Here is a 26,804-nt window from a genome sequence, read left to right as displayed (position 1 = left end):
TAGCCGCTTGCTCAGACTTTGTGACAATTCTTAAAACCTGGAGCGCAGCTTCCGACTAATCCGATAAAACGGCTTTATTGGATCGGGTTATGCATACGGGAATGTTGGCACTGGCGTCGGGTTTGATGGCGTTGCGGTTTTTACCCGGGTTGCCACCGGGCGGGTGGTTGTTGTCAATGCTGGTTGCGGGACTGTTGCTGCTCATCATTCGTTTCTATCCGGTGGGGCTGTTCCTGATCGGGCTGACATGGGCCTGTTTTCAGGGGCAGAGTGCACTGGATGATCGATTGCCCGGCGCACTGGATGGTCGAACGCTGTGGGTTGAAGGGCGTGTAGTCGGGTTGCCCCGGCAGACTGATAGCACCGTGCGCTTTGAATTGCGCGATGCCCGCTCGCGGCACACTGCTTTGCCCGGGACTATCCGGCTGGGCTGGTACGGCGGGCCGCCGGTCAACAGTGGCGAGCGCTGGCGGCTGGCGGTGAAACTCAAGCAGCCCCGGGGTCTGCTTAATCCCCAGGGCTTTGATTATCAGGCCTGGTTGCTGGCGCAGCGGATTGGCGCGACTGGAACTGTCAAGGCGGGTCAACTGCTCGAACCGGCCAGTCATGCCTGGCGCGACGATTTGCGCAAGCGTGTGCTGCACACCGATACCAATGGGCGAGCGCCGTGGCTCGCCGCGCTGGTCATGGGCGACAGCTCGGGCCTGAGCAGTGACGACTGGAGGCTGCTGCAGGCTACCGGAACCGTGCACTTGCTGGTGATCTCGGGTCAGCACATTGGTCTGTGTGCCGGACTGATTTACGGCCTGGTCGCCTGGTTGGCACGCCGTGGCTGGTGGCCGCGGCGTCTGCCATGGCTGCCATGGGCCTGTGGCCTGGGGTTTGCCGGCGCGCTGGGTTACGGCTTGCTGGCAGGCTTTGAAGTACCGGTTCAGCGGGCATGCGTCATGCTGGGGCTGGTGCTGATATGGCGTCTGCGGTTTCGTCATCTGGGGGTTTGGCTACCGTTTTTGCTGGCGCTCAACGGGGTGTTGATCATTGAGCCGCTGGCCAGTCTGATGCCGGGATTCTGGCTGTCCTTCGCCGCCGTGGCGGTGCTGATTTTCACCTTCAGTGGACGCCTGGGGCCCTGGGATTGGCACGTGGCATGGGCCCGGCCCCAAGCAATGATTGCCCTGGGGCTGTTTCCGATGCTCTGGATCCTGGGCTTGCCCATCAGCCTGAGCGGCCCGCTGGCCAATCTGGTGGCTGTGCCGTGGATCAGTCTGCTGGTATTGCCCACGGCACTTCTGGGTACGTTGCTGTTACCGGTGCCCTGGTTTGGCGAAACCCTGCTTTGGGTGTCAGGCGGTTTGCTTGATGGGTTGATCAGGGGGCTGACCTTGCTGGCCGGGTATTTTTCCCCCTGGTTGCCTGTAACAGTTCCCTTGGCAGTGTGGCTGTTGAGTGCTTTCGGGGCGCTGCTGTTGATGCTGCCGGCAGGCGTGATACTGCGGCCGCTGGGGTGGCCGCTGGTGCTGCTCGCAGTTTTCAGCCCGCGTGAGCAAATCCCTCGCGGTCAGGTTGAAGTGTGGCAGCTGGATGTGGGGCAGGGGCTGGCCATTGTGCTGCGCACCCGCAATCACGCCGTGCTCTATGACGCGGGACCGAAAGTCAGGGATTTTGACCAGGGCGAGCGGGTGGTGGTACCGGTGTTGCGCTCCTTGGGGATAGCCAGGCTGGACCTGATGCTGATCAGTCACGCGCACGCCGATCACGCCGGCGGGGCCCTGGCGGTACAGCAGGAAGTCGGTGCCCTGCGGGTCATCGGCGGTGAGTTGCCGGGGTTGGCGGAGCCGTTGCGGGCGCAGCCTTGTACCAGCGGCGAGAGTTGGGAGTGGGATGGCGTGAAGTTTTCGCTCTGGCAGTGGTCAGGGGCGAGTGACAGCAATCAGAGGTCCTGTGTGATGCAGGTTGAAGCCGGCGGCGAGCGGCTTCTGCTGACGGGGGATATTGACGCCCGGGCCGAACGGGCCTTGTTGCAAACTTCGTTGGGCGTCCCCACCCGCTGGCTGCAAGCCCCGCACCACGGCAGTCGCACGTCATCCTCGGTGGATTTGCTCAAGGCCCTGGCACCCCGGGTGGTGCTGATCTCCCGGGGCCACGGCAACAGCTTTGGCCATCCGCACCCTCAAGTGCTGGCGCGCTATCAGGGGTTGGGGGTGCAGATACTGGACAGTGCCGAGCAGGGAGCGCTGCGGTTTCGCTTGGGCACCTTCGGCAAGGCTGAGAGTCTGCGCGATCAACCCCGTTTCTGGCGTGATTGATGCTTGAAGCCGGCTGCTGTGCGTTGCATGCCCAAACGGCGAGACAGGCATGGCTGCTACAAGAGGGAGAGTTCAATCATGTGGTAAAGTGGCGCACTTTTTCGAGGGGATTTTCACTGTGTGGGAACTGGTCAAATCCGGCGGCTGGATGATGCTGCCGATCATTCTGAGCTCTGTTGCCGCGCTGGGCATTATTGTCGAGCGCCTGTGGACCCTGCGTGCCAGCCGCGTGACTCCGCCCCATCTGCTCGGGCAGGTCTGGGTCTGGATCAAGGACAAGCAGCTGGACAAGGAAAAACTCAAGCAATTGCGCGCCGATTCGCCATTGGGTGAAATCCTGGCTGCCGGCCTGGCCAACTCCAAGCATGGTCGCGAGATCATGAAAGAATGCATCGAAGAGGCCGCCGCCCGGGTCATTCACGAGCTTGAACGTTACCTCAATGCATTGGGCACCATTGCCGCCATGGCGCCGTTGCTGGGACTGCTGGGCACGGTTCTGGGCATGATCGATATTTTCAGTTCGTTCATGGGCTCGGGCATGACCACCAACGCTGCGATACTCGCGGGCGGTATTTCCAAAGCGCTGATTACCACTGCTGCGGGACTGATGGTCGGTATTCCGGCGGTGTTCTTCCATCGCTTCCTGCAGCGCCGGGTCGATGAACTGGTGGTTGGCATGGAGCAGGAAGCGATCAAACTGGTCGAAGTGGTGCAAGGCGACCGCGAAGTCGACATGGTCGGGAGCAAAGTGTGAAGTTTCGCCGCAAGCCACGGGAAACGGTCGATATCAACCTCGCGTCGTTGATTGACGTGGTGTTTATCCTGTTGCTGTTCTTTGTCGTAACCACCACCTTTACCCGCGAAACCCAGTTGCGGGTGGATCTGCCGGAAGCCGTCACCGGCTCGCCCAGTGACGAGCAGAACACCAGGCAGCTGGATATCGCCATCAGCGCAGACGGGGTGTTTTCGGTGAACGACCAATTGCTGCCAAAAAACGATCTGGCGAGCCTGATCGAGGCCCTGCAGAGGGAGTCCGGTGGCGATACCAGCTTGCCATTGTCGATCAGTGCCGATGGCAAGACCCAGCATCAGGCGGTCATTATTGCGATGGATGCGGCCGGCAAGCTCGGCTTCAGCCATTTGCGCATGACCACCGTTGAGGCGCAGGCGCCTCACTGATGGCCATGTCCGATCGTTTGCTGCGTGCCTGGTATGCCGGGCATCCGCTGCTCAAGCTGTTGAGCCCGCTGGAATGCCTGTACCGCAAAGTGGTAGAGCGCAAGCGCGCGCGTTTTATCGCGGGAGAGGGCGAGATCTATCGTGCGCCCGTACCGCTGGTGGTGGTAGGCAATATCACCGTCGGCGGTACCGGTAAAACACCGCTGATTTTGTGGCTGATCGAGCATTGCCAGCGCAATGGTCTGCGGGTTGGGGTGGTGAGCCGTGGTTATGGCGCCAGGCCGCCTCAATTGCCGTGGCGTGTCAGCGCCGATCACAGCGCCAGAATAGCGGGGGACGAGCCCTTGCTGATCGTGCAGCGAACCGGCGTACCATTGATGATCGACCCCGATCGCAGTCGTGCGGTTCAAGCCTTGCTGGCCAGCGAGCCACTGGATCTGATTCTTTCGGACGACGGTTTGCAGCATTACCGCTTGGCCCGGGATCTGGAGTTGGTGCTGATCGATAACGCCCGGGGCCTGGGCAATGGTCATTGCCTGCCGGCGGGGCCGTTGCGGGAACCGGCGGAGCGATTACTGAGTGTGGATGCGGTGCTGTATAACGGCGCTGCCAGCGACCCCCAAGGTGGATTTGCGTTTCAGTTGCAGCCGACTGCGCTGATCAACCTGCTCAGTGGCGAGCGCAAGGCGCTGGACTTTTTCCCGCCTGAACAGGCCTTGCATGCCGTGGCCGGGATCGGTAATCCGCAGCGTTTCTTCACCACCCTCGAAACGCTACACTGGCGGCCAATCGCCCATGCTTTTGCAGACCATGCGCCCTATAGTGCCGAGGTCTTGAATTTCATGCCGCCATTGCCTCTGGTCATGACCGAAAAGGACGCGGTGAAGTGCCGCGACTTTGCGTCACCTGACTGGTGGTACCTGGCGGTTGACGCTGTTCCTTCCGAAGCCTTCGTGCTGTGGTTTGACCGGCAGTTATTGCGTCTTTTACCCAATCGTCTTTTGCCCTAACCGATCTTTATTCAGGGGAACATTTTATGGACACCAAGCTGCTCGATATCCTCGCGTGCCCTGTTTGCAAAGGCCCGCTCAAGCTCAGCGCCGATAAAACCGAACTGATCAGCAAGGGTGCAGGCCTGGCTTACCCGATCCGCGACGGGATTCCGGTGATGCTTGAAACCGAAGCCCGCACCCTCAGCACTGATGAGCGTCTGGATAAATGATTCCGGTTTTTACCGTCGTAATTCCCTCGCGCTTCGCGTCGACCCGTTTGCCCGGCAAACCGCTGCTGACGATTGCCGGCAAGCCGATGGTTCAACACGTCTGGGAACAGGCCTGTAAAAGCAGTGCGCAGCGGGTGGTAGTGGCCACTGACGATGCGCGCATTGTCGAGGCTTGCAAGGGGTTTGGTGCCGAAGTATTGCTGACCCGTGCCGATCACGAGTCCGGTACCGATCGCCTGGCCGAAGTGGCCACCCAGCTGGGGCTGGCCAGCGATGCCATAGTGGTCAATGTGCAGGGCGACGAGCCGCTGATTCCACCGCAACTGATTGATCAGGTCGCGATCAACCTGGCGGCCCACAGCGAAGCAAGCATGGCGACGCTGGCCGAGCCGATCACAGACGTCGAGACCCTGTTCAACCCGAATGTGGTCAAGGTGGTCAGTGATATCAACGGGCTGGCGCTGACATTCAGCCGGGCTACCTTGCCCTGGGCTCGTGATGATTTCGCTTCGCACCCGGAGCAGTTGCCTGCCGGCGTGCCCTATCGTCGCCATATCGGGATCTACGCCTATCGCGCCGGTTTCCTGCATGACTTCGTCAGCTGGGGCCCTTGCTGGCTCGAAAACACCGAGCGTCTGGAGCAGCTGCGGGCACTTTGGCATGGTGTACGAATCCATGTGGCCGACGTGCTCGAGTCGCCTGCGGCCGGTGTCGATACCATTGAAGACCTCGAGCGCGTTCGGCGTTTGCTGGAGGCTTGATGCGCGTCCTGTTCGTTTGTCTGGGTAATATCTGTCGCTCTCCTACGGCCGAAGGCGTACTGCGCCACAAGTTGCAGGTAGCGGGTCTGGCCGGGCGTGTTGAAGTGGCTTCTGCAGGAACGGGCAACTGGCACGTAGGCGGGGCGCCGGACAAGCGTACCCAGCGCGCAGCCATGCGGCGGGGTTACGATTTGTCGGCGCAGCGTGCGCAACAGGTGGTCGCGGCCGACTTCAATCACTATGACCTGATTCTGGCCATGGACCTGAGCAACCTGCGCGACCTTAAAGCCTTGCAGCCTGCCAACGGCAAGGCCGGGCTTGACCTGTTCCTGCGTCGTTTCGATGGCGTTAAAGACGAGGTGCCCGACCCTTATTACGACGGTGAGGCAGGCTTTGAAGAGGTGCTGGATCTGGTTGAGTCTGCCTGCGATTTGCTGGTGATTGAACTGAAGGGGCGTTTATGAGTTTGCTGTTGCAGGTTGATGAGTCGCTCAAGCCGTTCAATAGCTTTGGTGTGGATGTGCGCGCGAGCCTGTATGCCGAGGCCTGTAGCGATGACGACGTGCGCGAGGCATTGCAGTGCTCGGCGCAGCGCAATCTGCCTTTGCTGGTGATCGGTGGCGGTAGCAACTTGCTGCTGACCAGGGATGTCCCTGCGCTGGTGCTGCGCATGGCTAGCCGTGGCATTCGCCAGGTTGAAGACGATGGTCGGGAAGTGGTGGTCGAGGCCGAAGCGGGCGAGGTGTGGCATGCCTTTGTGTTGTGGACCCTGGAGCAAGGCCTGTCGGGGCTGGAAAACCTCAGTTTGATTCCTGGAACCGTGGGTGCCGCGCCGGTACAGAACATCGGTGCTTACGGCGTTGAGATCAAGGACGTTTTTGCGGGGCTGACCGCACTTGACCGGCAAACCGGCGAGCTGCGCGATTTCACCCTGGCGGACTGCGACTTTGGCTACCGTGACAGCGTGTTCAAACAACAGCCGGGGCGCTGGGTGATTCTGCGGGTCCGGTTTGCCCTGAGCCGTGCCGCAAGGCTGCATCTGGAGTACGGACCTGTACGCCAGCGCCTGAGTGAGCAGGGTATCGAACAGCCGACGGCGACCGACGTGAGCCGTGCCATCAGCAGTATCCGCAGTGAGAAGCTGCCGGACCCGGCGGTACTGGGTAACGCAGGCAGCTTCTTTAAAAATCCGCTGGTGTCAGCTGCGCTGGCCGCTGAGCTGAAACTGGCGCATCCCGGCATTATCGGTTACCCACAAGCTGATGGCCGAGTGAAGCTGGCCGCCGGCTGGTTGATCGAAGCCGCGGGGTGGAAAGGCTTTCGTGAGGCTGACGCCGGAGTGCATCGTTTGCAGTCGCTGGTATTGGTCAACTATGGCTCGGCCAGCGGTTTGCAGTTGCTGGCCCTGGCCCGACGCATTCAGGAAGATATCGAGCGGCGCTTTGCAGTGCAGCTGGAGATGGAACCGAACCTGTATTAATGGCTTCTCCCGATCTGGATAATAAATGAAGCAAATACCGGCATGGGCGTTAGCGCTGACCCTGGTGACATTAACCGGGTGTACGACAGCTCCGCCCAAAGACCAGGGCAATCTATGCAGTATCTATCGTCAGTATCCTGCCTGGTACAAGGACTCGGTCGCGATGCAGAGCCGCTGGGGAACGCCTCCCCATGTGGCGATGGCGATCATGAAACAGGAAAGCAGTTTTGTCGCTGATGCGCTTCCTCCCCGCGCTTATCTGTTGTGGGTAATCCCGTGGGGCAGGGTCAGCCCGTCATACGGCTACGCGCAAGCTCAACCGCCGGCCTGGAAGGATTTCGAGCGAAGCATGGGCAGTGGCGGTTCTCGCGATAACTTTGCCGATGCCATCATGTTTATCGGATGGTATGCCGCAGGTACCCAGCAGCAGTTGGGGATTTCCAAATGGGATACCTACAACCAGTATCTGGCGTATCACGAGGGCAGGGGCGGTTACAGTCGCAATACATACCGTGCCAAACCCTGGCTGATGCAGGTGGCCCGTAAAGTTGAGCAGCAGTCGAAAACCTATGGTGCGCAGCTTAACCAGTGCCGCGGCGAGCTGGAGCGTAACAGGCGTTCGTTCTGGTTCTTCTAGCTCCCCCGCAATTCATTGTAGGAGCGAGCTTGCTCGCTCCTACAGTTGATGAGGTAGACAACGGAAATAAAAAAAGCCCCGCCAGTTCAGAACTGGCGGGGCTTTTTAGTGGCCTGCAGGTTTAGACGAGTGGTTTAGACTCGTGTTCCTTGCCTTCGGCTACGGTTTCGCCAGCAGCTGCCTGAGCGGCAGCAGCGGCGGCTGCTTCACGCTTGCGGCGACGTACTTCGCGCGGGTCGTTAGGAGCGCGACCGTTGCTTGGTGCGGTGCTGGCAACCGGAGCTGTAACCACTACTTCAGTCACTTCAGTCACTTCAGTCACTTCAGTCGCGACAACAACTTCTGCCGGAGCAGGTTGTTCAACTACAGCTGTCTCGATCACGGCGGCTTCAGCCACTACGACTTCGACAGCCACAGGTTCAGCCACAGGAGCCGGAGCTGCCTCGACAATAGCCGGCTCGGCAATCGGCTCGCGAACAAAACGGGCTTCCTTGACGTGCTCTAGCGCTTTTTCGATGGCTGGTGCCTCAACAACCGGTGCTTCCACGCTTGGCGCTTCTACTGCCGGTGCTTCGACTACCGCTTCAACCACTGGCTCTGGCGCAGCTACAACAGGCGCTTCGACTGCCGGGGCAGGCTCGGCAACTACCTGAGCTTCAGGCTGTGCTTGCGGTGCTGCAGGCACTTCAACTTCTGGTGCCTTGGCTGCTTCGACCGGGGTGACCGCTTCAACAGCTGGCGCTTCAACTACGGGTGCTTCAACCACAGGGGCTTCTACAACCGGTGTTGGCACAATGGCTACTTCAGTTGTTTGAACCTTTTCAGCAATCACGGTTTCTGCCGGAGCCGATTCCTGGACGGTCTGGGTAGCACGCTCGGCCTGTTGATTGGCCTGGGCTTCAGCAGGAGCGCTGATGACCGAGCTGGCAACGGCTTCAGTGACGGCCAGACCGGCAGCCAGTTCAGTGGTGGAAGGAGCGTTTTCGGCAGTGCCTTCTTCGCTGTTTTCTTCCGAGCCTTCAATCACGTTGCCATTGGCATCGCGTTGACGCTCACGACGGTTGCTGCGACGACGCTGGCCACGGGAGCGGCGGCGTGGACGATCGCCTTCGGCGTTGTCCTGCGACTCGTCCTGGGATTGCTCTTCGTTCGACAGAGCTTCTTCGTCTTCTGCGGCTACTGGCTGTACTTCCCGTGGTGCACGTTCTTCGCGGGGAGCACGCGGCTGGCGTTCTTCCCGTGGAGGGCGCGGTGCGCGCTCTTCTTCGACGACGACGGCTGCAACGGCTGCAGCAGGAACGGCATCCAGAGGCTCGCGCAATTCGCGAACGCGCTCTTCACGGGCTTCGCCGCGCGGTTTGCGTTCTTCACGAGGTGCGCGTGGAGCACGTTCTTCACGAGGTGGACGCGGTGCGCGTTCTTCACGGGCAACTGCAGCTACCGGAGTTTCTTCGCGCGGCTCGCGGACTTCGCGTGGTGCGCGTTCTTCTCGCGGTGCACGCTCTTCGCGTGGCTTGCGCTCTTCATCGCGACGGCCATTGCGATTGCGGCTTTGCTGGCGACCATTGCGGCGCTCTTCATTGCGCGCAGGACGCTCTGTCGTTGCCGGCTTCTCAACCACGGTCGGAGCAGCAGGCTCTTCCTTGGAGGCGAACAGGCTTACCAGCGATTTGACCAGGCCTTTGAACAGGCTTGGCTCGGCGATGGTAGCGGCAGGTGCAGCAGCAGGAGCCGGTGCAGCAGCTTCGGTCGGAACCGGTGCCGAGGTGCGCGGCGGTGCTGTTTTGACTGCAGCTTCCTGGCGAACCAGAGTGCGAGTGGCGGCAGCCGGCTGAACTTCTTCCACTTCCGCAGCAGCGGCAGCGATTTCGTAGCTGGACTGGTTGGTGTGGGCTTCCGGGCTGTCATCACGCAGGCGCTGAACTTCGAAGTGCGGCGTCTCGAGGTGATCGTTCGGCAGAATGATGATGCGTGCACGGGTCCGCAGTTCGATTTTGGTAATCGAGTTGCGCTTCTCGTTGAGCAGGAATGCAGCAACCGGGATTGGCACCTGGGCGCGCACTTCGGCAGTGCGGTCTTTCAGGGCTTCTTCTTCGATCAGGCGCAGAATGGCCAGCGACAGCGATTCAACGTCACGGATGATGCCGGTGCCATTGCAGCGTGGGCAAACGATGCCGCTGCTTTCGCCCAGGGATGGACGCAGGCGCTGACGGGACATTTCCAGCAAGCCAAAGCGCGAGATACGGCCTACTTGTACGCGGGCACGGTCTGCTTCCAGGCACTCGCGGACTTTTTCTTCCACGGCGCGCTGGTTTTTGGCAGGGGTCATGTCGATGAAGTCGATGACGATCAGGCCGCCGATGTCGCGCAGGCGCAACTGACGGGCGATTTCTTCAGCCGCTTCAAGGTTGGTTTGCAGTGCGGTTTCTTCGATATCGCTGCCTTTGGTGGCGCGCGCCGAGTTGATGTCGATGGACACCAGGGCTTCGGTCGGGTCGATAACGATGGAGCCGCCGGAAGGCAGTTCAACGACGCGCTGGAAGGCGGTCTCGATCTGGCTTTCGATCTGGAAACGATTGAACAGCGGAACGCTGTCTTCGTAGAGTTTGATTTTGCTGGCGTACTGCGGCATCACCTGGCGGATGAAGGTCAGGGCTTCGTCCTGTGCTTCAACGCTGTCGATCAGTACTTCGCCGATGTCCTGGCGCAAGTAGTCGCGGATGGCGCGGATGATCACGTTGCTTTCCTGATAGATCAGGAATGGCGCGGAGCGGTCCAGGGAGGCTTCTTTAATGGCGGTCCAGAGTTGCAGCAGGTAATCGAGGTCCCACTGCATTTCTTCGCTGCTGCGGCCCAGGCCTGCAGTGCGCACGATCAGACCCATGTCGGCCGGAGCGATCAGGCCGTTCAGGGCTTCGCGCAGCTCGTTGCGTTCTTCACCTTCGATGCGACGGGAGATACCGCCGGCACGCGGGTTATTAGGCATCAGAACCAGATAACGGCCAGCGAGGCTGATGAAGGTGGTCAGGGCTGCGCCCTTGTTGCCACGCTCTTCTTTCTCGACCTGCACGATAACTTCCTGGCCTTCGCTCAGGACGTCCTTGATGTTGACGCGGCCTTCAGGAGCTTTCTTGAAGTACTCGCGGGAGATTTCCTTAAGTGGCAGGAAGCCGTGGCGCTCAGAGCCAAAATCGACAAAGGCAGCCTCAAGGCTTGGTTCGATGCGAGTAATACGGCCTTTATAGATATTGGCTTTCTTCTGCTCGCGCGCGCCTGACTCGATGTCCAGGTCGTAGAGGCGTTGGCCATCTACCAGTGCAACACGCAACTCTTCAGGTTGAGTTGCGTTAATCAGCATTCTTTTCATGTTGTACCGTCGGTTTCCGGGCTACCGGAAACGGCGTTCGGCACACACGACTTCTCATGGTCGGTGTCAGGTGCGTCAGGAGCAGTTGGCCACTCCTGTGTCCAGCGAGGTTCGACCAATGGGGGCGAAGTCGCGACTTACGCTTCCTGCTTGCTGTGGTGACTTAAGCACTCAGTCAGGAGGAGGAATCAACCAGCGGCTGTGGACGAGATGAAGCGTCTTGATAAAGCCTATTGCTACACAGTCCGGCGGTTGTGCATCTCCACCCTACACGTATCCCTGATAATTCGGGTGCTGCCGCGCGCAGAATCCGCAGCGGGTTGGCATTTACCGTGTTCTCCAAAAGGGGAGTTCACGCATCATGGCTAATAAAGGCGATGTTTCCGAAGCATTCGCTTGATATGCCCGAAGCTGACTGCACTTTGTGAACTGGCCGTGAATATCGGCGTAAAAGGCGAGTTTGCACTCTGCTTTCCAGGCTCGCTTCAGGCCTCATGTCACCTGCGCTTGTTACAACTCCAGGTGTTCCGTATCCAGCAAAAGCCCCGTAGGACGGCCTCGCGTCCTGATTAAGAGCGTTGGGCAGGGCCGGTTATTCACCGTTAATCCGCTGTCCAGGCCGCTTTTGGCGGCGTTCGCGACTATAGCAGCAATGATTAAGTGCTTCAATTCCATAAAAAATTGTTATCATTCGCGGCATGACGACCACTACCCCCCCGACCCCCAGCGTCCAGCTGCTTGAGGTCTCGCCGGAATATGCCGGCCAACGCATCGACAACTTTTTACTTGCACGGCTCAAGGGTGTTCCCAAGACCTTGATTTACCGCATTTTGCGTAAAGGCGAAGTGCGTGTGAACAAGGGGCGGATCAAGCCCGAGTACAAGCTGCAGGCGGGCGATATCGTGCGCGTGCCGCCGGTTCGCGTGCCGGAACGCGATGAGCCGGTGCCGGTGGCTCAAGGTTTGTTGCAGCGACTCGAAGCCGCCATTGTCTACGAAGACAAGGCGCTGATAGTGCTGAACAAACCGGCCGGTATCGCTGTACATGGCGGTAGCGGTCTGACTTTTGGCGTAATTGAAGCCTTTCGTCAGATGCGCCCCGATGCCAAGGAACTGGAACTGGTGCATCGCCTGGACCGGGACACTTCCGGCCTGTTGATGATTGCCAAAAAGCGCAGCATGTTGCGTCACTTGCATGCCGCATTGCGCGGTGATGGTGTCGACAAGCGCTACATGGCGTTGGTGCGCGGTAACTGGGCGGCGTCCATCAAGCAGGTGCGAGCACCGCTGATGAAGAGCAACCTGCGTTCCGGCGAACGTATGGTTGAAGTCAACGAAGAGGGCAAGGAGTCGGTCACCGTGTTCAAGGTGCTGCGTCGCTTCGGTGATTTTGCAACCATGATCGAGGCCAAGCCGATTACCGGCCGTACTCACCAGATTCGAGTGCACACATTGCATGCCGGTCACTGTATTGCCGGTGACACCAAGTATGGCGATGAAGGGTTTTCTAAAGAAATTCGCGATCTGGGTGGCAAGCGGCTGTTCTTGCACGCTTACATGCTGACGGTGCCTCTGCCTGAGGGTGGCGAGTTGAAGCTGCAGGCTCCGGTTGACGAAATGTGGGCCAAGACCGTGGAGCGCCTGCTGAGTGCGCCATGAGTACAAGCTGCTGATCTTCGACTGGGACGGTACGCTGGCCGACTCCATCGGTCGGATTGTCGCCGCGATGAAGGTCGCGGCACATCGCGCAGGCCGTCCTGAGCGTGATGAAGAGGCGATCAAGGGAATTATCGGCCTTGGTTTGCCTGAGGCCATCCTGTCGCTTTATCCCGATATGTCGGACGCCCAGGTGATTGCCTTTCGCCAGCACTATGCGGATGTCTACATGGCTATGGATACCGAGCCGTCACCGTTGTTTGCGGGGGTGGCTGAGTCGCTCGAGGCCTTTCGTGCCGAGGGTTACCGTTTGGCCGTAGCTACGGGCAAGGCGCGCCGGGGGCTTGACCGGGTGCTCAGGGCTCATGGCTGGGAAGATTTTTTCGATATCACCCGCGCTGCCGATGAGACCGCCAGCAAGCCTGATCCATTGATGCTGAATCAAATCCTGGCCCATTGCGACATGCAGCCCGGACAGGCCTTGATGGTGGGGGATGCGTCGTTTGATTTGCTGATGGCCCGCAACGCCGGTATTGATTCAGTTGCAGTGAGCTATGGTGCTCAGTCAATGGAGCGCTTGCTTGCATTTGAGCCGCGGTTGGCGATCGACAGTTTTCCCGAATTGCGTACCTGGCTCAATTGCCAGGTTAATTAAAGTCTTTGCTGGGGTAGAGCATGGTTGATCAATGGAAGGCGCCTTCAGAGTCTGAGCCGGCTGCCGGCGATGACAAAAGCTGGAAGCTGCTGGAAAAAACCCTGTTGGCAGGAATTCAGGAGCAGCGTCGGGCGCGTCGCTGGGGCATTTTTTTCAAGGTGCTGACCTTTTGTTATCTGATTACGGTGCTGATCCTGTTTTCTCCGTTGGTGGATATGGAGCGCAGTGCCACCAGCAGCGGGTATACCGCTTTGATCGATGTGCGCGGCGTGATTGCCGACAAAGAGGCTGCCAGTGCTGACAATATTGTCACCAGCCTGCAGGCTGCGTTCGCCGATCCCAAGGTCAAGGGTGTGGTGTTGCGTATCAACAGTCCGGGCGGCAGTCCGGTGCAGTCGGGCTATGTCTACGATGAGATTCGCCGTCTGCGCGGCTTGCACCCTGATATCAAGGTGTATGCGGTGATTTCCGATCTGGGTGCCTCGGGTGCCTATTACATTGCCAGTGCGGCAGATGAAATTTACGCCGATAAAGCCAGCCTGGTGGGCTCGATCGGGGTGACGGCTGCGGGCTTTGGTTTTGTCGGTGCAATGGACAAGCTGGGTATTCAGCGCCGCGCTTACACCTCTGGCGAACACAAAGCCTTTCTTGATCCTTTCGAGCCTGAAAAACCGGACGAGACCAAGTTCTGGCAGGGCGTGTTGAATGTCACCCATGAGCAGTTCATTGCCAGCGTCAAGCAGGGGCGTGGTGATCGCCTTAAAGACAAGGATCATCCCGAGCTGTTTTCGGGGCTGGTCTGGACCGGGCAGCAGGCATTGCCTCTCGGCTTGATCGACGGGTTGGGTAATGCCAGTTCGGTTGCCCGTGATGTGATCGGTGAAAAAGAACTGATCGACTTCACTGTGCAAGAGTCGGCGTTTGACCGCTTCTCGAAAAAGCTGGGCGCCAGTGTGGCTGAACAGTTGGCGATGTGGATGGGGTTCCAGGGGCCGACCCTGCGCTGATCCATGGATGATTTAAAAAAACCGGCCTTTTCAGGCCGGTTTTTTTGTTTTACGGAATCGCCACGCCTTGCGCGAGCAGCATGTCGACTAGGCGGATAAGTGGCAGGCCGACCAGGCTGGTGGCGTCATCGCCTTCGGTGCGCCTGAACAGGCTCACACCCAGACCTTCCGCTTTGAAGCTGCCTGCGCAGTCATAGGGTTCTTCGGCAAGCAGGTAGCGTTCGACCTGTTCCGGGGTGAGGGGGCGCATGTGCACGGTGAAGGGCACGCAGTCGGTTTGATAGTGGCCTGTCTGGCTGTTGAGCAGGGTCAGTCCGGTGAGGAAGGTTACGCTGGCGCCGCTGGCGTCCAAAAGTTGCTGGCGGGCCTTGTCAAACGTGTGGGGTTTGCCGATGATTCGTCCGTTGAGCGCTGCAACCTGATCGGAGCCGATAATCAAGTGGTCGGGGTGACGGGTGGCAAGTGCTTCGGCTTTTTGCCGGGACAGGCGTTTCACCAGTTCGACGGCTGATTCGCCGGGGCGGTGGCTTTCGTCTATATCGGGGGAGCTGCAGCTGAAAGGCAGGCGCAGGCGAGCCAGCAGATCACGGCGATAAGCCGAGCTTGAAGCGAGTAATAAAGGCAGCATGCGCGTCTCCTGTGGGCGGTCAGGGATTCTAACGATCGTACAGGATGTCGCACAGGCACAATTTCCTTTGACAGGTGAAGGGGTCGTCCCTAGAATGCTGCGCCTATGTTGAATGACCCGATTCCACCTCACGTTGACCCGCGCAAATTAGCTGATCGTGGCACTACCCTCCAAGGTGAAGTGTTGCTGGCTGATTTGGAGAGACTCTGCGACCCGCTTTCCGATACTCTCGGAACGGTCCAGGCGAAATTTGTTTTTGAACGAGATGAACGTAGGTCTGTGGTCATCCACAGCTCTATCGACGCCGAAGTCAAAATGGTTTGCCAGCGTTGTCTTGAGCTGGTCACCCTGCCGATCCACAGCGAGTGCAGTTATGCTGTGGTGAAAGAGGGTGCGAACACCCAGTCGTTACCGCAAGGTTATGACGTGCTGGAGCTGGGCGAGGATCCTTTGGATCTGCTGGCACTGATCGAGGAAGAGCTTCTGCTCGCCTTGCCCATTGTGCCTGCTCATCATCCGGAAGAATGCCAGCAGCCGGCGGGTCTCGATGAGCCCGATCCAGGCGAGGACGAGGTAACGCGGTCCAACCCGTTCAGTGTATTGGCGCAGTTAAAGCGTGACCCAAACGTTTAGGAGTTAATTAATTATGGCTGTTCAGCAGAACAAAAAATCCCGCTCTGCCCGTGACATGCGTCGTTCGCACGATGCTCTTTCGGCTAGCACTCTGTCTGTAGAAAAAACCACCGGTGAAATTCACCTGCGTCACCACGTATCGCCAGAAGGCGTATACCGTGGTCGTAAAGTGATCGACAAGGGCGCTGACGAGTAATCACTTGTCCGTTCAGGTCATCGCGATCGACGCAATGGGCGGGGACTTCGGTCCCCGCAGCATTGTTCAGGCCAGTATTGCTTGCCTGTCTGCTACTCCCTCGTTACACCTGACCCTCGTCGGTCAACCCTCCGAACTTGAAAATCTGATTGCCAGCTATCCGGCTGTGGATCGCACGCGCCTGACTATTACCCCTGCTTCAGAAGTGATCGCCATGAATGAGCGGCCTTCGCTAGCTTTGCGCAGCAAGCCGGACTCTTCTATGCGTGTAGCGCTGGAGTTGTTGCGTGACGGCAAGGTGCAGGCATGCGTGAGCTCAGGTAATACCGGGGCGCTGATGGCGCTGTCGCGGCATGTGCTTAAAACCTTGCCGGGGATTGATCGTCCGGCAATGGTGGCAGCGGTGCCGACCCAAACCGGCTACTGTCAGTTGCTGGATCTGGGGGCCAATGTTGATTGCACTGCCGGGCAGTTGTTTCAGTTTGCCGTGATGGGTTCGGTGGCGGCGCAGGCGCTGGGTATTCTGCGTCCGCGGGTCGCCTTGCTCAATATAGGCACCGAGGACGTCAAGGGTAATCAGCAGGTCAAGGAAGCGGCGGTATTGTTGCAGTCGGCGCCTGGCCTCAATTACATCGGCTTTATTGAGGGTGACGGGGTGTACCGGGGTGAGGCCGATGTGGTGGTGTGCGATGGATTTGTCGGCAATATCTTGCTCAAATCCAGCGAAGGTCTGGCGACGATGATTTCGAGCAGGATCCGGGCGGTATTCAAGCGTACGCTGTTCGGCCGGTTTGTCGGTGCGCTGGCGTTACCGTTAATGCGGCGTTTGCAGGCTGATCTGGCACCCGCCCGGCATAATGGTGCGAGTTTTCTCGGTTTGCAGGGCATTGTTATCAAGAGTCACGGTTCGGCAGGTGCTCAGGGCTTTCAGAGTGCAATAGAGCGCGCACTGATTGAAATCCATGAAGACCTGCCAAAGCGTTTGTATGGGCGCCTTGAAGGGTTGTTGCCGTAGGCGTTTTGCCGGCCGGGTACTGAAATGTGACCGCCCGGTCTAATCAGCCATCCAACTGTCAGTTTCTTGCGTCCGCCACGGCAGGACGTCAATTCTCCGACGACAAGATCATTAGGGGCTTGTTACATGTCTACATCCCTCGCATTCGTCTTTCCAGGGCAGGGTTCGCAGTCCCTCGGCATGTTGGCCGAGCTGGGCGCGGCTCATCCGCTGGTCATTGATACCTTCAAAGAAGCTTCTGATGCTCTGGGTTACGACCTGTGGGCCGTGACCCAGGAAGGGCCGGCAGAAAAACTCAATCAAACTGATGTTACCCAGCCAGCCATTCTGACTGCCTCGATTGCCCTTTGGCGTCTGTGGCTGGCCGAAGGCGGCAAGCGTCCGGATTATGTTGCCGGTCACAGCCTGGGTGAATACAGCGCCCTGGTGGCTGCCGGCTGTCTGAGCCTGGCGGATGCGGTCAGGCTGGTTGAGCGTCGCGGGCAACTGATGCAGGAAGCTGTTCCGGCCGGTCAGGGCGCCATGGCGGCGATTCTGGGGCTCGAAGACGCCGTTGTGCTGCAAGCCTGTGCTGAAGCTGCCCAGGGTGAAGTGGTCAGCGCGGTTAACTTCAACTCGCCGGGTCAGGTTGTAATTGCCGGTTCCAAGGCTGCCGTCGAGCGTGCCATGGAGCTGTGCAAGGCCGCCGGAGCCAAGCGTGCGCTGCCATTGCCGGTCAGCGTACCTTCGCATTGTGAGTTGATGCGTCCTGCCGCAGAGCGCTTCGCCGAGTCGATTCAGGCGATTGATTGGCAGGCGCCACAGATTCCTCTGGTGCAGAACGTCAGTGCGGCCATTGTGCAAGATCTGGAAACCCTCAAGCGCGATCTGCTCGAGCAGCTGTACAAGCCGGTGCGCTGGGTTGAATCGGTACAGGCGCTTGCAGCCAGCGGTCCGGTTGACTTGGTTGAGTGCGGTCCGGGCAAAGTCCTGGTAGGCATCAGCAAACGTTGCGCAGAAGGCGTAACCACTCACAACTTGAATACCCCAGATGCCTTCGCCGCTGCGCGTACGGCACTGGCTTGAATTAGGAGAAGCCTGCATGAGCTTGCAAGGTAAAGTTGCACTGGTAACCGGCGCCAGCCGTGGTATTGGCCAGGCTATTGCCCTGGAATTGGGTCGTCAGGGCGCCGTTGTAATCGGCACTGCTACGTCGCAAGCCGGTGCCGAGCGCATCGCTGCCACCCTGAAAGAACACGGTGTTCAGGGTACCGGCATGGAACTTAATGTTACCAGCGATGAATCAGTTGCCGCGGTGCTGAACAGCATTCAGGAACAGTTCGGTGCGCCGGCGATCCTGGTCAATAATGCCGGCATCACCCGCGATAACCTGATGATGCGGATGAAAAATGACGAATGGCATGACGTCGTCGATACCAACTTGAACAGTCTGTTTCGCCTGTCCAAGGGTGTTTTGCGCGGCATGACCAAGGCCCGTTGGGGACGAATTATCAGTATTGGCTCTGTTGTGGGTGCCATGGGCAACGCAGGCCAAGTAAACTATGCCGCCGCCAAGGCTGGCCTGGAAGGTTTCAGCCGTGCGCTGGCACGTGAAGTGGGCTCGCGCTCGATCACTGTGAACTCGGTAGCGCCAGGGTTTATCGATACCGATATGACCCGCGAGTTGCCGCAGGCACAGCGTGAAGCCTTGCTGACACAGATTCCGCTGGGCCGTTTGGGTCAGGCACAAGAGATCGCAAACGTGGTTTCTTTTCTGGCCTCTGACGGTGCAGCCTACGTGACCGGAGCTACAATCCCGGTCAACGGCGGGATGTACATGAGTTAAATGTGACGGATTGCTTCAAAAAAATGTCATACGAGCTGTCTAAAATCCGTTATAAAGCTGCAATCTATTTATAGGCAGAGGGCCGTTGAGGGATGAGTGCAAAGCTTTCAGTTGAAAAACTGAAAAGTCTTTCGATACACTTGCCCGCTGGCCAGCTGCCTGAATTTGTCCATTAGGAGTGAAAACAAGGTATGAGCACCATCGAAGAGCGCGTCAAGAAAATCGTAGCCGAGCAACTGGGCGTTAAAGAAGAAGAAGTAGTAAACACTGCTTCCTTCGTTGAAGACCTGGGTGCCGACTCCCTTGACACCGTTGAGCTTGTGATGGCTCTTGAAGAGGAATTCGAGACTGAAATTCCTGACGAAGAAGCTGAAAAGATCACGACCGTACAAGCTGCTATCGATTACGTGACTAACCACCAGGCTTAATTGCTTGTAATCGTTGCTCGCTGTTATGGAAAAACCGCACTGCCGCTCTGGCGTGCGGTTTTTTCTTTAGGTGTGATGCAAAGTGTCGTCAATAGAATAAAGGAGAGTGCTGTGTCGCGTAGACGCGTCGTAGTCACCGGTATGGGGATGTTGTCGCCGCTGGGTGCAGATGTACCAAGCTCCTGGCAAGGCATTCTGGCAGGCCGAAGTGGCATTGGTCTGATCGAACACACGGATCTTTCTGCCTATTCCACCCGTTTTGGCGGCTCGGTACAGGGTTTTAACGTTGAGGATTACCTCTCCGTCAAAGAGTCCCGAAAACTTGACCTGTTTATTCAATACGGATTGGCAGCCGGATTTCAAGCTGTGCGTAATTCCGGCCTTGAAGTCACAGATGCCAATCGTGAGCGCATCGGTGTAGCAATGGGCTCCGGTATTGGTGGTCTGACCAATATCGAAGAAACCAGCCGTACCCTGCATGAGCAAGGCCCGCGACGGATCTCTCCGTTTTTCGTGCCTGGCTCGATCATCAATATGATTTCCGGCTTTCTGTCTATCCACCTGGGTACGCAGGGTCCGAACTACGCCATTGCCACAGCCTGTACCACGGGTACGCACTGCATCGGCATGGCGGCACGCAACATTGCTTACGGCGAAGCCGACGTAATGATTGCCGGCGGCGCCGAGATGGCCGCGTGCGGTCTGGGCATGGGCGGCTTTGGTGCCTCGCGTGCGTTGTCGACCCGTAACGACGACCCGACGCGTGCCAGCCGTCCCTGGGACAAAGGCCGTGACGGTTTTGTGCTTTCTGATGGTGCCGGTGCGCTGGTGCTTGAAGAGCTTGAGCATGCCAAGGCCCGTGGTGCGACCATCTATGCCGAACTGATAGGTTTTGGCATGAGCGGTGATGCTTATCACATGACCTCGCCTCCGGCTGACGGTGCGGGCGCTGCACGCTGCATCACCAACGCCTTGCGCGACGCCAGAATTAACGGCGATCAAGTGCAGTACATCAACGCCCATGGCACGTCGACGCCTGCGGGTGACCTGGCGGAAGTGTCGGCGATCAAGTCGGTGTTTGGCGAGCACGCCTACAACCTGGCGGTGAGCTCGACCAAATCCATGACCGGTCACTTGCTGGGTGCTGCAGGCGCGGTAGAGGCAATCTTCAGCGTGCTGGCGATCAACAGCCAGATAGCTCCGCCGACCATCAACCTCGATGAGCCGGATGAAGGCTGCGACCTCGACTTCGTGCCGCACAAGGCGCGGGAAATGCCGATCGATGTAGTGCTGTCCAACTCATTCGGTTTTGGCGGCACCAACGGCTCGTTGGTGTTCCGCCGGTTCACCGACTGATGCAAAGCTGGGTCGACGGCCAGCCAGCGAACGCCTTGGCGTCGCTTAAAGACCGTGGGCTGGCCTACGGTGATGGTCTGTTCGAGACCATTGCCGTCAAGGCCGGCAAACCGCAGCTGCTGGACCTGCACTTGCAGCGTCTGGCACTCGGTTGTACCCGACTGGCGATTGTTGCGGATCAGGCATTGATCCGCAGCGAATTGCTGGCGTATGCGCAGGCCATGGGGGAGGGCGTTCTCAAGCTCATCCTGACCCGTGGCGACAGTCTGCGCGGTTACAGCGCCAACCCCGAGGCGCAACCTCGAAGAATTCTTCAAGCCGGTCCGGCTGCTACTTACCCGCAGGCCCATGCCGAGCAGGGCATCCAGCTGTTTGACTGCGCCACCCGTCTGGCCGAGCAGCCGCTGTTGGCGGGGCTCAAGCACCTTAATCGCCTGGAACAGGTGATCGCCCGTTCTGAATGGCAAGACCCGGCCTACGCCGAGGGCTTGATGCGTGACACCTCGGGCCGGATCATCGAAGGCGTGTTCAGCAATCTGTTTCTGGTCCGCGACGGTGCCTTGCTCACCCCCGACCTGCAGCGTTGCGGTGTGGCCGGCGTGATGCGCGCAGCGCTACTGGCCGAGGCCGGACAGCTGGGCATCCCTTGTCATGTTTCTGACATCAGCCTGAAGCAATTGCAGCAGGCCGATGAACTCTTTCTCTGCAACAGCGTATATGGCATCTGGCCTGTTCGCGGGTTTGCAGAGCTGAGCTGGCCGGTGGGGCCGCTCACCCGTAAACTGCAAGGCATTGCTCGCACCCTATTGGATGTTTGATTCGTGAAACGTAAATTCTTGGTGCTGCTGGAGACAGGTCTGGTGCTGGCGGGATTGTTGCTGGGCGCTAGCGCCTGGAAGCTCAACTCGGCGCTGGAACAACCGCTTAACCTGACACAAGAGCAACTGCTCGACGTACCGGCTGGCGCCACGCCGACCGGCACCTTCAATCGGCTAGAGGCCGATGGCACGCTGGATGACGCTTTCTGGCTACGCCTGTACTGGCGCTTCAATCTCGAGGGCCAGCCCCTGCACAGCGGTGAGTACCGCATGACTCCCGGCATGAGCGCCCAGGACCTGATTGGCCTGTGGAAGCGTGGTGAAGTGGTGCAGTACAGCTTGACCCTGGTCGAAGGCTGGAACTTCCGCCAGGTACGCAGCGCCCTGGCAAAACACGAAAAAATCGAGCAGACCCTGGACGGTTTGAGCGACAGCGAAGTCATGGCCAAACTCGGTCATCCCGGAGAATTCCCGGAAGGCCGGTTCTTTCCGGACACCTATCGCTTCGTGCGGGGCATGACTGACGCTCAATTGCTCGAAAAATCCTACAACCGTCTGGAGAAAGTGCTGGCCCAAGAATGGGAGCAACGAGACCCGGACGTACCCTATGCCGACCCTTACCAGGCGCTGATCATGGCCTCTCTGGTAGAGAAAGAAACCGGTGTGCCCCAGGAACGCGGGCAGATTGCCGGGGTATTCGTGCGCCGCATGAAAATCGGTATGCCGCTGCAAACCGATCCCACCGTGATCTACGGGCTGGGCGAGCGCTACAACGGTAAGCTCACCCGTAGCCATCTGCGTGAACCCACGCCGTACAACACCTACACCATTGCGGGTTTACCGCCGACACCGATTGCCATGGTCGGGCGTGAAGCGATTCATGCCGCCTTGCACCCGGTCAGTGGCAGCAGCCTGTATTTTGTTGCCAAGGGCGATGGCAGCCACACCTTTTCCGATGATCTGGATGCGCACAACAATGCCGTGCGCGAGTTCCAGATCAAGCGTCGTGCCGACTACCGTTCAAGTCCGGCGCCGACCCCGGCAGCGGAGCCGGTGAGCCCTGCGGCCGAGCCGCAAAGCCCGCAATGACATTGATTAAGGATTGCTGCCTGTGACTGGCTTGTTTATTACCCTGGAAGGCCCCGAAGGCGCGGGCAAAAGCACCAATCGCGAATACCTGGCCGAGCGCCTGCGCAGCGCCGGTATCGACGTGGTTCTGACCCGCGAGCCCGGCGGCACGCCATTGGCCGAGCGAATTCGCGAGCTGTTGCTGGCACCCAGCGATGAAGCCATGTGCGCCGACACCGAGCTGCTGCTGGTGTTTGCCGCCCGTGCCCAGCATCTGGCCGAGGTGATTCGTCCGGCACTGGCCCGTGGCGCCGTGGTGTTGTGCGATCGTTTCACCGACGCCACTTATGCCTATCAAGGTGGCGGCCGCGGTTTGTCGCAAGAGCGTATCGCCAGCCTTGAAACCTTCGTGCAAGGTTCATTGCGCCCGGACCTGACCCTGGTGTTTGATCTGCCGATTGAAGTCGGCATGGCCCGGGCCAGCGCCCGTGGGCGGCTTGACCGCTTCGAGCAGGAAGGCCGGACATTCTTTGATGCGGTGCGCAGCACCTACCTCAAGCGTGCCGGGGCTGAGCCCGGGCGTTATCGTCTGGTGGATGCCGCCCAGTCACTGGAAAACGTACAAGTGCAGCTGGATGCCTTGTTGCCAGAACTGCTGGAACTGCACCGTGGCTGAGGCTTATCCGTGGCAGGACGGCCTGTGGCAGCAAATGGCCGGGCGTGCCCAGCATGCTCACGCCTATCTGTTGCACGGGCCGGCGGGCATCGGCAAGCGCGCGCTGGCCGAACGCCTGATGGCCAGCCTGTTGTGCAAGCAGCCGGTCGGGCTGGAGGCCTGCGGGGCGTGCAAGTCCTGCTCGTTACTGGCTGCGGGCAGTCATCCCGACAACTACATCCTGGAACCCGAAGAAGCCGACAAGGCGATCAAGGTTGACCAGGTACGGGATCTGGTCAGCTTTGTGGTGCAAACCGCGCAGCTGGGCGGGCGCAAGGTGGTGCTGGTCGAGCCGGTTGAATCGATGAACATCAACGCTGCCAACGCCCTGCTCAAAAGCCTTGAAGAACCGTCCGGCAATACCATTTTGTTGTTGGTCAGCCACCAGTCCAGTCGCCTGCTGCCGACCATCCGCAGTCGTTGTGTGCAACAAGCCTGCCCACTGCCGGGTGAGGCCCTGAGCCTGGAGTGGCTGGCCGGGGCATTGCCCGAGTGCAGCAGCGAAGAGCGGGCTGAATTGCTGACGCTGGCAGCGGGCTCGCCCCTGGCCGCGGTCAAGCTGCAGGCCCAGGGTGTGCGTGAACAGCGGGCTGCGGTAGTGGCCGGGGTAAAAAAACTGTTGAAGCGCGAGCTGTCAGCGACGCAACTGGCGGAAAGCTGGAATGCCATACCATTGCTGCTGCTGTTTGACTGGTTTTGCGACTGGTCGAGTTTGATCCTGCGTTATCAGTTGACCCAGGACGAGTCCGGTCTTGGTCTGGAAGACATGCGCAAAGTACTGCAGTACCTGGCGCAGAAAACCCCGCAGGACAAAGTCCTGAATATTCAGGACTGGATTCTCGCCCAACGGCAAAAAGTGCTGAGCAAAGCCAACCTCAACCGGGTGTTGTTGCTTGAGGCACTCTTGGTGCAGTGGGCGGGTCTGCCCGGCCAGCGCTGATTTGATTGAATTGTGAAACAGGTGATTTTTGTATGCTCGTAGATTCCCATTGCCACCTCGATCGCCTTGATCTGAGTGCCCATGACGGTTCGCTGGACGCCGCCCTTGCAGCGGCACGCCAGCGCGGTGTCGGGCACTTTCTGTGCATTGGCGTGAGTGCCGACAATGCGGGCGATGTCAAAGCCCTGGCGGATCGCTATGCCGATGTCGATTGCTCGGTGGGTGTCCACCCGCTGGATGTTCAGCCAGGGGCCGCGCCAGCGCTGGACTGGTTGCTGAACGAGTTGAATCACCCGCGGGTGGTGGCCATTGGCGAGACGGGTCTGGACTATCACTACGAGCCGGAAGCCGCCGAGTTACAGCAACTGTCGTTTCGGGTTCACCTGGAGGCGGCGCAGCAGACCGGCAAACCTGTGGTGATCCATACCCGTGGAGCTCGCGCCGATACCCTGGCCATGCTGCGTGAAGCGGCGCTGCCCAATGCCGGCGTGTTGCATTGCTTCACCGAAGACTGGGACATGGCCAAGGCTGCGCTGGACATGGGCTATTACATTTCGTTGTCGGGCATTGTCACCTTCCGTAATGCCGACGCCCTGCGCGATGTGGCCAGCAAAGTCCCGGCGGATCGCCTGCTGGTTGAGACCGACTCGCCGTATCTGGCGCCGATTCCCTATCGTGGCAAGCCGAACCTGCCGCAATACGTGCGCGAAGTCGCCGAATTTCTGGCCATGTTGCGCGGCGAGTCCTACGAGCGTTTTGCCGAGCAGACCACCGAAAACTTCAAGCGCCTGTTCCCCCTGGCCCGGGTTCAGGGCTAGCCCCCAACGCCTTGCGGGAGCGAGTGGGTGAGTGGCAAAAAAAAACCCGGACTCTGGGGAATCCGGGTTAAGACCATTAGGAGTAAAACAAAGGCCTACATTCCATTGTCGCCTTGATCGGCGAAACACTTGGGGGGGATGCTGCGCCGACTCCTTAAGTATTGGTCAGCTTTGTTGAACGTCCAGTCTCTGTTGGTCATTTTTTAAACAGATTTGGAATACGCGTGATTCGTTTGAGTGCTCATAGTGTTTATATGAAATTCTCGGTAAACGTCTATACGCAGGATGGTCCGTGCAATTTAGCGTGACTAATGCATAATACTCCGCTTCGATTTTGACCCGAACAGACCTTTTCTTATGCACAAAGAACCCCGTAAGGTCCGTGAGTTTCGTCGCCGCGAGCAAGAAATTCTCGATACCGCGCTCAAGCTGTTCCTCGAACTTGGTGAAGACAGCGTCACCGTCGAGATGATTGCTGATGCCGTAGGTATCGGCAAAGGCACGATTTACAAGCACTTCAAGTCCAAGGCCGAGATCTATTTGCGCCTGATGCTCGACTACGAGCGCGATTTGAATGAATTGCTGCAATCCGCTGACGTTGATAAAGACAAAGAGGCGCTGTCGCGCGCCTACTTTGAATTTCGCATGCGTGATCCCCAGCGCTACCGCTTGTTTGACCGCCTCGAAGAAAAGGTCGTCAAAGGTAATCAGGTGCCTGAACTGGTTGAAGAGCTGCACAAGATCCGTGCTTCCAACTTCGAACGCCTGACCCTGCTGATCAAGGGTCGCATCAGCGAAGGCAAGCTCGAAGACGTGCCACCTTACTTCCACTATTGCGCGGCCTGGGCGCTGGTGCACGGCGCTGTAGCGCTGTACCACTCGCCGTTCTGGAGCAACGTGCTGGAAGACCAGGAAGGGTTCTTCCAGTTCCTGATGGACATCGGCGTGCGCATGGGCAACAAGCGCAAGCGTGATACGGACACCCCGGCTGTCGAGTAAGGCTGCAAGGCATATACTTGGATCTGGGTCTTGCCAAAACTTGATTTCTAAGTCAAGTTTTGGCGCGCTCTATATTCCCCGTGCCGGAGTCATCCATGATTGTTGATCGCCAAGGCAGACGTTTTCGCAATTTGCGTATCAGTCTGACCTCTGCCTGCAACTACGCCTGTACCTACTGCGTGCCCAACGGCAAGCGACTGGTCGCAGCGCAGGATGAACTGTCGGCCGAGGCCATGGTGCGCGGGGTGGCCTACCTGATCGAAGCCGCAGGCATCGAGCGCTTGCGTATTACCGGCGGCGAACCGCTGGTCAGTCCCAAGCTCGAAACCTTTATGCGTGAAGTTGGCCAGTTGGGCCTGGGTGATATCAGCCTGACCACCAACGGCCAACTGCTTGCGCGAAAATTGCCGCTGCTGGTGGATGCCGGTATTCGCCGCCTCAACGTATCCCTCGATACCCTTGATCCTGTTGCGTTTCGCACCATTGCCCGGGGCGGCGATCTGCCGACCGTCCTCGACGGCATGCAACAGGCCAGCGCCGCGGGGATGAAAATCAAGGTCAACATGGTGCCGTTGCGCGGGCAGAACCTGGATCAGGTCATGCCGCTGCTGGAGTACTGCCTTGAGCGCGGCTATGAGCTGCGCTTTATCGAACTGATGCGCATGGGGCATCTGGCCAGTGATGGCAACGCCTTCCTGCAACAGTTCGTCAGCCTGCAACAACTGTTGTCGCTGATTGGCGAGCGCTATGAATACCTGCAGGCCGATGCACCGGTGGATGCCACGGCGGTGCGCTACCAGATCCCGGGGTTCGGTCACTTCGGTGTGATCGCCAACGAAAGCGTCCCGTTCTGCCGTACCTGCTCGCGGTTACGGCTGTCGTCCACGGGCTGGCTGCATGGCTGTCTTTCGTCGAGCAATCGCCACTATGTCGGCGACCTCCTGAACAAACCCCGCCACCAGGCCCTGCCAGCCTTGCAAAGCTTGTTGATGAAAGCCCTGGGCGACAAGCAGGACGTTGCCTTCTCGGGCGGCGCCACTGTGATGAAAATCATCGGCGGCTAAGCCCCCTGCGTATCAATGCCCGCAGGAGCGAG

General features: G+C 59.0%; 28 protein-coding genes. 26 read left to right on the top strand and 2 right to left on the bottom strand.

Features of this window, described 5'->3' with window-relative positions:
- Positions 1–89 precede the first annotated feature (89 nt).
- From JQ845_RS13430 to JQ845_RS13390, 9 genes are all read left to right on the top strand, one after another.
- Positions 90–2,306 carry a DNA internalization-related competence protein ComEC/Rec2 gene (locus JQ845_RS13430; protein ID WP_203009142.1) on the top strand — a complete coding sequence of 739 codons (2,217 nt, stop codon included), beginning with the start codon at positions 90–92 and terminating at the stop codon, positions 2,304–2,306.
- Between the two features lie 118 nt (positions 2,307–2,424).
- Positions 2,425–3,060, top strand: coding sequence for a MotA/TolQ/ExbB proton channel family protein (locus tag JQ845_RS13425; RefSeq protein WP_003442555.1), 636 nt, complete (start codon positions 2,425–2,427; stop codon positions 3,058–3,060).
- On the top strand, positions 3,057–3,485 hold the full coding sequence (locus tag JQ845_RS13420; protein WP_003442553.1) for an ExbD/TolR family protein: 429 nt from the start codon (positions 3,057–3,059) through the stop codon (positions 3,483–3,485). The genes JQ845_RS13425 and JQ845_RS13420 overlap by 4 nt, the downstream gene beginning before the upstream one ends.
- The gene (lpxK, locus tag JQ845_RS13415) at positions 3,485–4,495 is read left to right on the top strand and encodes a tetraacyldisaccharide 4'-kinase (protein WP_202210361.1); all 1,011 of its coding nucleotides are present in this window, start codon (positions 3,485–3,487) and stop codon (positions 4,493–4,495) included. Before JQ845_RS13420 ends, lpxK begins: the two co-directional genes overlap by 1 nt.
- A gap of 26 nt (positions 4,496–4,521) precedes the next feature.
- The gene (locus JQ845_RS13410) at positions 4,522–4,707 is read left to right on the top strand and encodes a Trm112 family protein (RefSeq protein ID WP_003442540.1); all 186 of its coding nucleotides are present in this window, start codon (positions 4,522–4,524) and stop codon (positions 4,705–4,707) included.
- Positions 4,704–5,468: a 3-deoxy-manno-octulosonate cytidylyltransferase gene (kdsB, locus tag JQ845_RS13405; protein WP_003442538.1), complete on the top strand. Its 765-nt coding sequence runs from the start codon at positions 4,704–4,706 to the stop codon at positions 5,466–5,468. The genes JQ845_RS13410 and kdsB overlap by 4 nt, the downstream gene beginning before the upstream one ends.
- Positions 5,468–5,932, top strand: coding sequence for a low molecular weight protein-tyrosine-phosphatase (locus JQ845_RS13400; protein ID WP_003442536.1), 465 nt, complete (start codon positions 5,468–5,470; stop codon positions 5,930–5,932). Before kdsB ends, JQ845_RS13400 begins: the two co-directional genes overlap by 1 nt.
- The gene (murB, locus tag JQ845_RS13395; RefSeq protein ID WP_010655786.1) at positions 5,929–6,948 is read left to right on the top strand and encodes a UDP-N-acetylmuramate dehydrogenase; all 1,020 of its coding nucleotides are present in this window, start codon (positions 5,929–5,931) and stop codon (positions 6,946–6,948) included. Before JQ845_RS13400 ends, murB begins: the two co-directional genes overlap by 4 nt.
- A gap of 25 nt (positions 6,949–6,973) precedes the next feature.
- Positions 6,974–7,585, top strand: a complete 612-nt coding sequence (locus JQ845_RS13390) for a transglycosylase SLT domain-containing protein (RefSeq protein ID WP_029612302.1) — start codon at positions 6,974–6,976, stop codon at positions 7,583–7,585.
- Between the two features lie 121 nt (positions 7,586–7,706).
- Here the strand turns inward: JQ845_RS13390 and rne are convergent, their stop codons facing one another.
- Entirely contained in the window at positions 7,707–10,952 is a 3,246-nt protein-coding gene (gene rne / locus JQ845_RS13385; RefSeq protein ID WP_459565135.1) for a ribonuclease E, read from the bottom strand.
- 698 nt (positions 10,953–11,650) lie between these two features.
- Here rne and rluC point away from each other — a divergent pair.
- The 3 genes from rluC to JQ845_RS13370 are packed head-to-tail and all read left to right on the top strand — an operon-like array spanning position 11,651 to position 14,269.
- Complete coding sequence (gene rluC, locus JQ845_RS13380) at positions 11,651–12,610, top strand: 23S rRNA pseudouridine(955/2504/2580) synthase RluC (protein WP_003442528.1); 960 nt, start codon at positions 11,651–11,653, stop codon at positions 12,608–12,610.
- Positions 12,600–13,262: an HAD-IA family hydrolase gene (locus tag JQ845_RS13375; protein WP_003442527.1), complete on the top strand. Its 663-nt coding sequence runs from the start codon at positions 12,600–12,602 to the stop codon at positions 13,260–13,262. Before rluC ends, JQ845_RS13375 begins: the two co-directional genes overlap by 11 nt.
- A gap of 20 nt (positions 13,263–13,282) precedes the next feature.
- Positions 13,283–14,269, top strand: a complete 987-nt coding sequence (locus JQ845_RS13370) for a S49 family peptidase (protein ID WP_003442525.1) — start codon at positions 13,283–13,285, stop codon at positions 14,267–14,269.
- A gap of 49 nt (positions 14,270–14,318) precedes the next feature.
- Here JQ845_RS13370 and JQ845_RS13365 read toward each other — a convergent pair whose 3' ends face one another.
- Complete coding sequence (locus JQ845_RS13365; protein ID WP_161718135.1) at positions 14,319–14,897, bottom strand: Maf family protein; 579 nt, start codon at positions 14,895–14,897, stop codon at positions 14,319–14,321.
- Between the two features lie 105 nt (positions 14,898–15,002).
- Here JQ845_RS13365 and JQ845_RS13360 point away from each other — a divergent pair, with 105 nt between their 5' ends.
- From JQ845_RS13360 to JQ845_RS13295, 14 genes are all read left to right on the top strand, one after another.
- Complete coding sequence (locus JQ845_RS13360) at positions 15,003–15,530, top strand: YceD family protein (protein WP_003442521.1); 528 nt, start codon at positions 15,003–15,005, stop codon at positions 15,528–15,530.
- A gap of 13 nt (positions 15,531–15,543) precedes the next feature.
- Entirely contained in the window at positions 15,544–15,726 is a 183-nt protein-coding gene (rpmF, locus tag JQ845_RS13355) for a 50S ribosomal protein L32 (RefSeq protein ID WP_003442519.1), read from the top strand.
- Positions 15,727–15,730: 4 nt separating this feature from the next.
- Complete coding sequence (gene plsX / locus JQ845_RS13350; RefSeq protein WP_127196192.1) at positions 15,731–16,741, top strand: phosphate acyltransferase PlsX; 1,011 nt, start codon at positions 15,731–15,733, stop codon at positions 16,739–16,741.
- A 126-nt stretch (positions 16,742–16,867) separates the two neighbouring features.
- Positions 16,868–17,806, top strand: a complete 939-nt coding sequence (fabD, locus tag JQ845_RS13345) for an ACP S-malonyltransferase (protein ID WP_029612305.1) — start codon at positions 16,868–16,870, stop codon at positions 17,804–17,806.
- 16 nt (positions 17,807–17,822) lie between these two features.
- Positions 17,823–18,566 (top strand): 3-oxoacyl-ACP reductase FabG, encoded by a 744-nt coding sequence (fabG, locus tag JQ845_RS13340; protein WP_010655790.1) that lies wholly within the window; start codon positions 17,823–17,825, stop codon positions 18,564–18,566.
- 191 nt (positions 18,567–18,757) lie between these two features.
- The gene (gene acpP, locus JQ845_RS13335) at positions 18,758–18,994 is read left to right on the top strand and encodes an acyl carrier protein (protein WP_003442511.1); all 237 of its coding nucleotides are present in this window, start codon (positions 18,758–18,760) and stop codon (positions 18,992–18,994) included.
- Between the two features lie 111 nt (positions 18,995–19,105).
- Positions 19,106–20,350, top strand: a complete 1,245-nt coding sequence (gene fabF / locus JQ845_RS13330) for a beta-ketoacyl-ACP synthase II (RefSeq protein ID WP_010655791.1) — start codon at positions 19,106–19,108, stop codon at positions 20,348–20,350.
- The gene (gene pabC / locus JQ845_RS13325) at positions 20,350–21,168 is read left to right on the top strand and encodes an aminodeoxychorismate lyase (protein WP_010655792.1); all 819 of its coding nucleotides are present in this window, start codon (positions 20,350–20,352) and stop codon (positions 21,166–21,168) included. The genes fabF and pabC overlap by 1 nt, the downstream gene beginning before the upstream one ends.
- A 3-nt stretch (positions 21,169–21,171) precedes the next feature.
- Positions 21,172–22,257 (top strand): endolytic transglycosylase MltG, encoded by a 1,086-nt coding sequence (gene mltG / locus JQ845_RS13320; protein WP_203009140.1) that lies wholly within the window; start codon positions 21,172–21,174, stop codon positions 22,255–22,257.
- Positions 22,258–22,279: 22 nt separating this feature from the next.
- Positions 22,280–22,912, top strand: a complete 633-nt coding sequence (gene tmk / locus JQ845_RS13315; RefSeq protein WP_003442480.1) for a dTMP kinase — start codon at positions 22,280–22,282, stop codon at positions 22,910–22,912.
- Positions 22,905–23,891: a DNA polymerase III subunit delta' gene (locus JQ845_RS13310; RefSeq protein WP_160626956.1), complete on the top strand. Its 987-nt coding sequence runs from the start codon at positions 22,905–22,907 to the stop codon at positions 23,889–23,891. The genes tmk and JQ845_RS13310 overlap by 8 nt, the downstream gene beginning before the upstream one ends.
- Before the next feature lie 32 nt (positions 23,892–23,923).
- Complete coding sequence (locus tag JQ845_RS13305) at positions 23,924–24,709, top strand: TatD family hydrolase (RefSeq protein ID WP_203009139.1); 786 nt, start codon at positions 23,924–23,926, stop codon at positions 24,707–24,709.
- Positions 24,710–25,066: 357 nt separating this feature from the next.
- Positions 25,067–25,708 (top strand): TetR/AcrR family transcriptional regulator, encoded by a 642-nt coding sequence (locus JQ845_RS13300; RefSeq protein WP_003442473.1) that lies wholly within the window; start codon positions 25,067–25,069, stop codon positions 25,706–25,708.
- Between the two features lie 95 nt (positions 25,709–25,803).
- Entirely contained in the window at positions 25,804–26,772 is a 969-nt protein-coding gene (locus tag JQ845_RS13295) for a GTP 3',8-cyclase MoaA (protein WP_060781734.1), read from the top strand.
- Positions 26,773–26,804: the final 32 nt, after the last annotated feature.

The organism is Pseudomonas paraversuta, from assembly GCF_904063065.1.
GTDB classification, from domain to species: domain Bacteria; phylum Pseudomonadota; class Gammaproteobacteria; order Pseudomonadales; family Pseudomonadaceae; genus Aquipseudomonas; species Aquipseudomonas paraversuta.
The sequence above is the reverse complement of the archived record's forward strand: the minus strand, read 5'-3'. Positions and strand labels throughout refer to the sequence as shown.

Excerpts from the sequence above, each read along its gene's own strand:
- JQ845_RS13365 (WP_161718135.1), bottom strand. The coding sequence starts at position 14,897 with ATGCTGCCTTTATTACTCGCTTCAAGCTCGGCTTATCGCCGTGATCTG.
- JQ845_RS13295 (WP_060781734.1), top strand. The coding sequence starts at position 25,804 with ATGATTGTTGATCGCCAAGGCAGACGTTTTCGCAATTTGCGTATCAGT.
- kdsB (WP_003442538.1), top strand. The coding sequence starts at position 4,704 with ATGATTCCGGTTTTTACCGTCGTAATTCCCTCGCGCTTCGCGTCGACC.
- rluC (WP_003442528.1), top strand. The coding sequence starts at position 11,651 with ATGACGACCACTACCCCCCCGACCCCCAGCGTCCAGCTGCTTGAGGTC.
- JQ845_RS13300 (WP_003442473.1), top strand. The coding sequence starts at position 25,067 with ATGCACAAAGAACCCCGTAAGGTCCGTGAGTTTCGTCGCCGCGAGCAA.
- JQ845_RS13360 (WP_003442521.1), top strand. The coding sequence starts at position 15,003 with ATGTTGAATGACCCGATTCCACCTCACGTTGACCCGCGCAAATTAGCT.
- acpP (WP_003442511.1), top strand. The coding sequence starts at position 18,758 with ATGAGCACCATCGAAGAGCGCGTCAAGAAAATCGTAGCCGAGCAACTG.
- fabG (WP_010655790.1), top strand. The coding sequence starts at position 17,823 with ATGAGCTTGCAAGGTAAAGTTGCACTGGTAACCGGCGCCAGCCGTGGT.
- rne (WP_459565135.1), bottom strand. The coding sequence starts at position 10,952 with ATGAAAAGAATGCTGATTAACGCAACTCAACCTGAAGAGTTGCGTGTT.
- JQ845_RS13370 (WP_003442525.1), top strand. The coding sequence starts at position 13,283 with ATGGTTGATCAATGGAAGGCGCCTTCAGAGTCTGAGCCGGCTGCCGGC.
- murB (WP_010655786.1), top strand. The coding sequence starts at position 5,929 with ATGAGTTTGCTGTTGCAGGTTGATGAGTCGCTCAAGCCGTTCAATAGC.
- JQ845_RS13305 (WP_203009139.1), top strand. The coding sequence starts at position 23,924 with ATGCTCGTAGATTCCCATTGCCACCTCGATCGCCTTGATCTGAGTGCC.
- rpmF (WP_003442519.1), top strand. The coding sequence starts at position 15,544 with ATGGCTGTTCAGCAGAACAAAAAATCCCGCTCTGCCCGTGACATGCGT.
- JQ845_RS13400 (WP_003442536.1), top strand. The coding sequence starts at position 5,468 with ATGCGCGTCCTGTTCGTTTGTCTGGGTAATATCTGTCGCTCTCCTACG.
- JQ845_RS13410 (WP_003442540.1), top strand. The coding sequence starts at position 4,522 with ATGGACACCAAGCTGCTCGATATCCTCGCGTGCCCTGTTTGCAAAGGC.
- JQ845_RS13390 (WP_029612302.1), top strand. The coding sequence starts at position 6,974 with ATGAAGCAAATACCGGCATGGGCGTTAGCGCTGACCCTGGTGACATTA.
- JQ845_RS13430 (WP_203009142.1), top strand. The coding sequence starts at position 90 with ATGCATACGGGAATGTTGGCACTGGCGTCGGGTTTGATGGCGTTGCGG.
- lpxK (WP_202210361.1), top strand. The coding sequence starts at position 3,485 with ATGGCCATGTCCGATCGTTTGCTGCGTGCCTGGTATGCCGGGCATCCG.
- pabC (WP_010655792.1), top strand. The coding sequence starts at position 20,350 with ATGCAAAGCTGGGTCGACGGCCAGCCAGCGAACGCCTTGGCGTCGCTT.
- fabD (WP_029612305.1), top strand. The coding sequence starts at position 16,868 with ATGTCTACATCCCTCGCATTCGTCTTTCCAGGGCAGGGTTCGCAGTCC.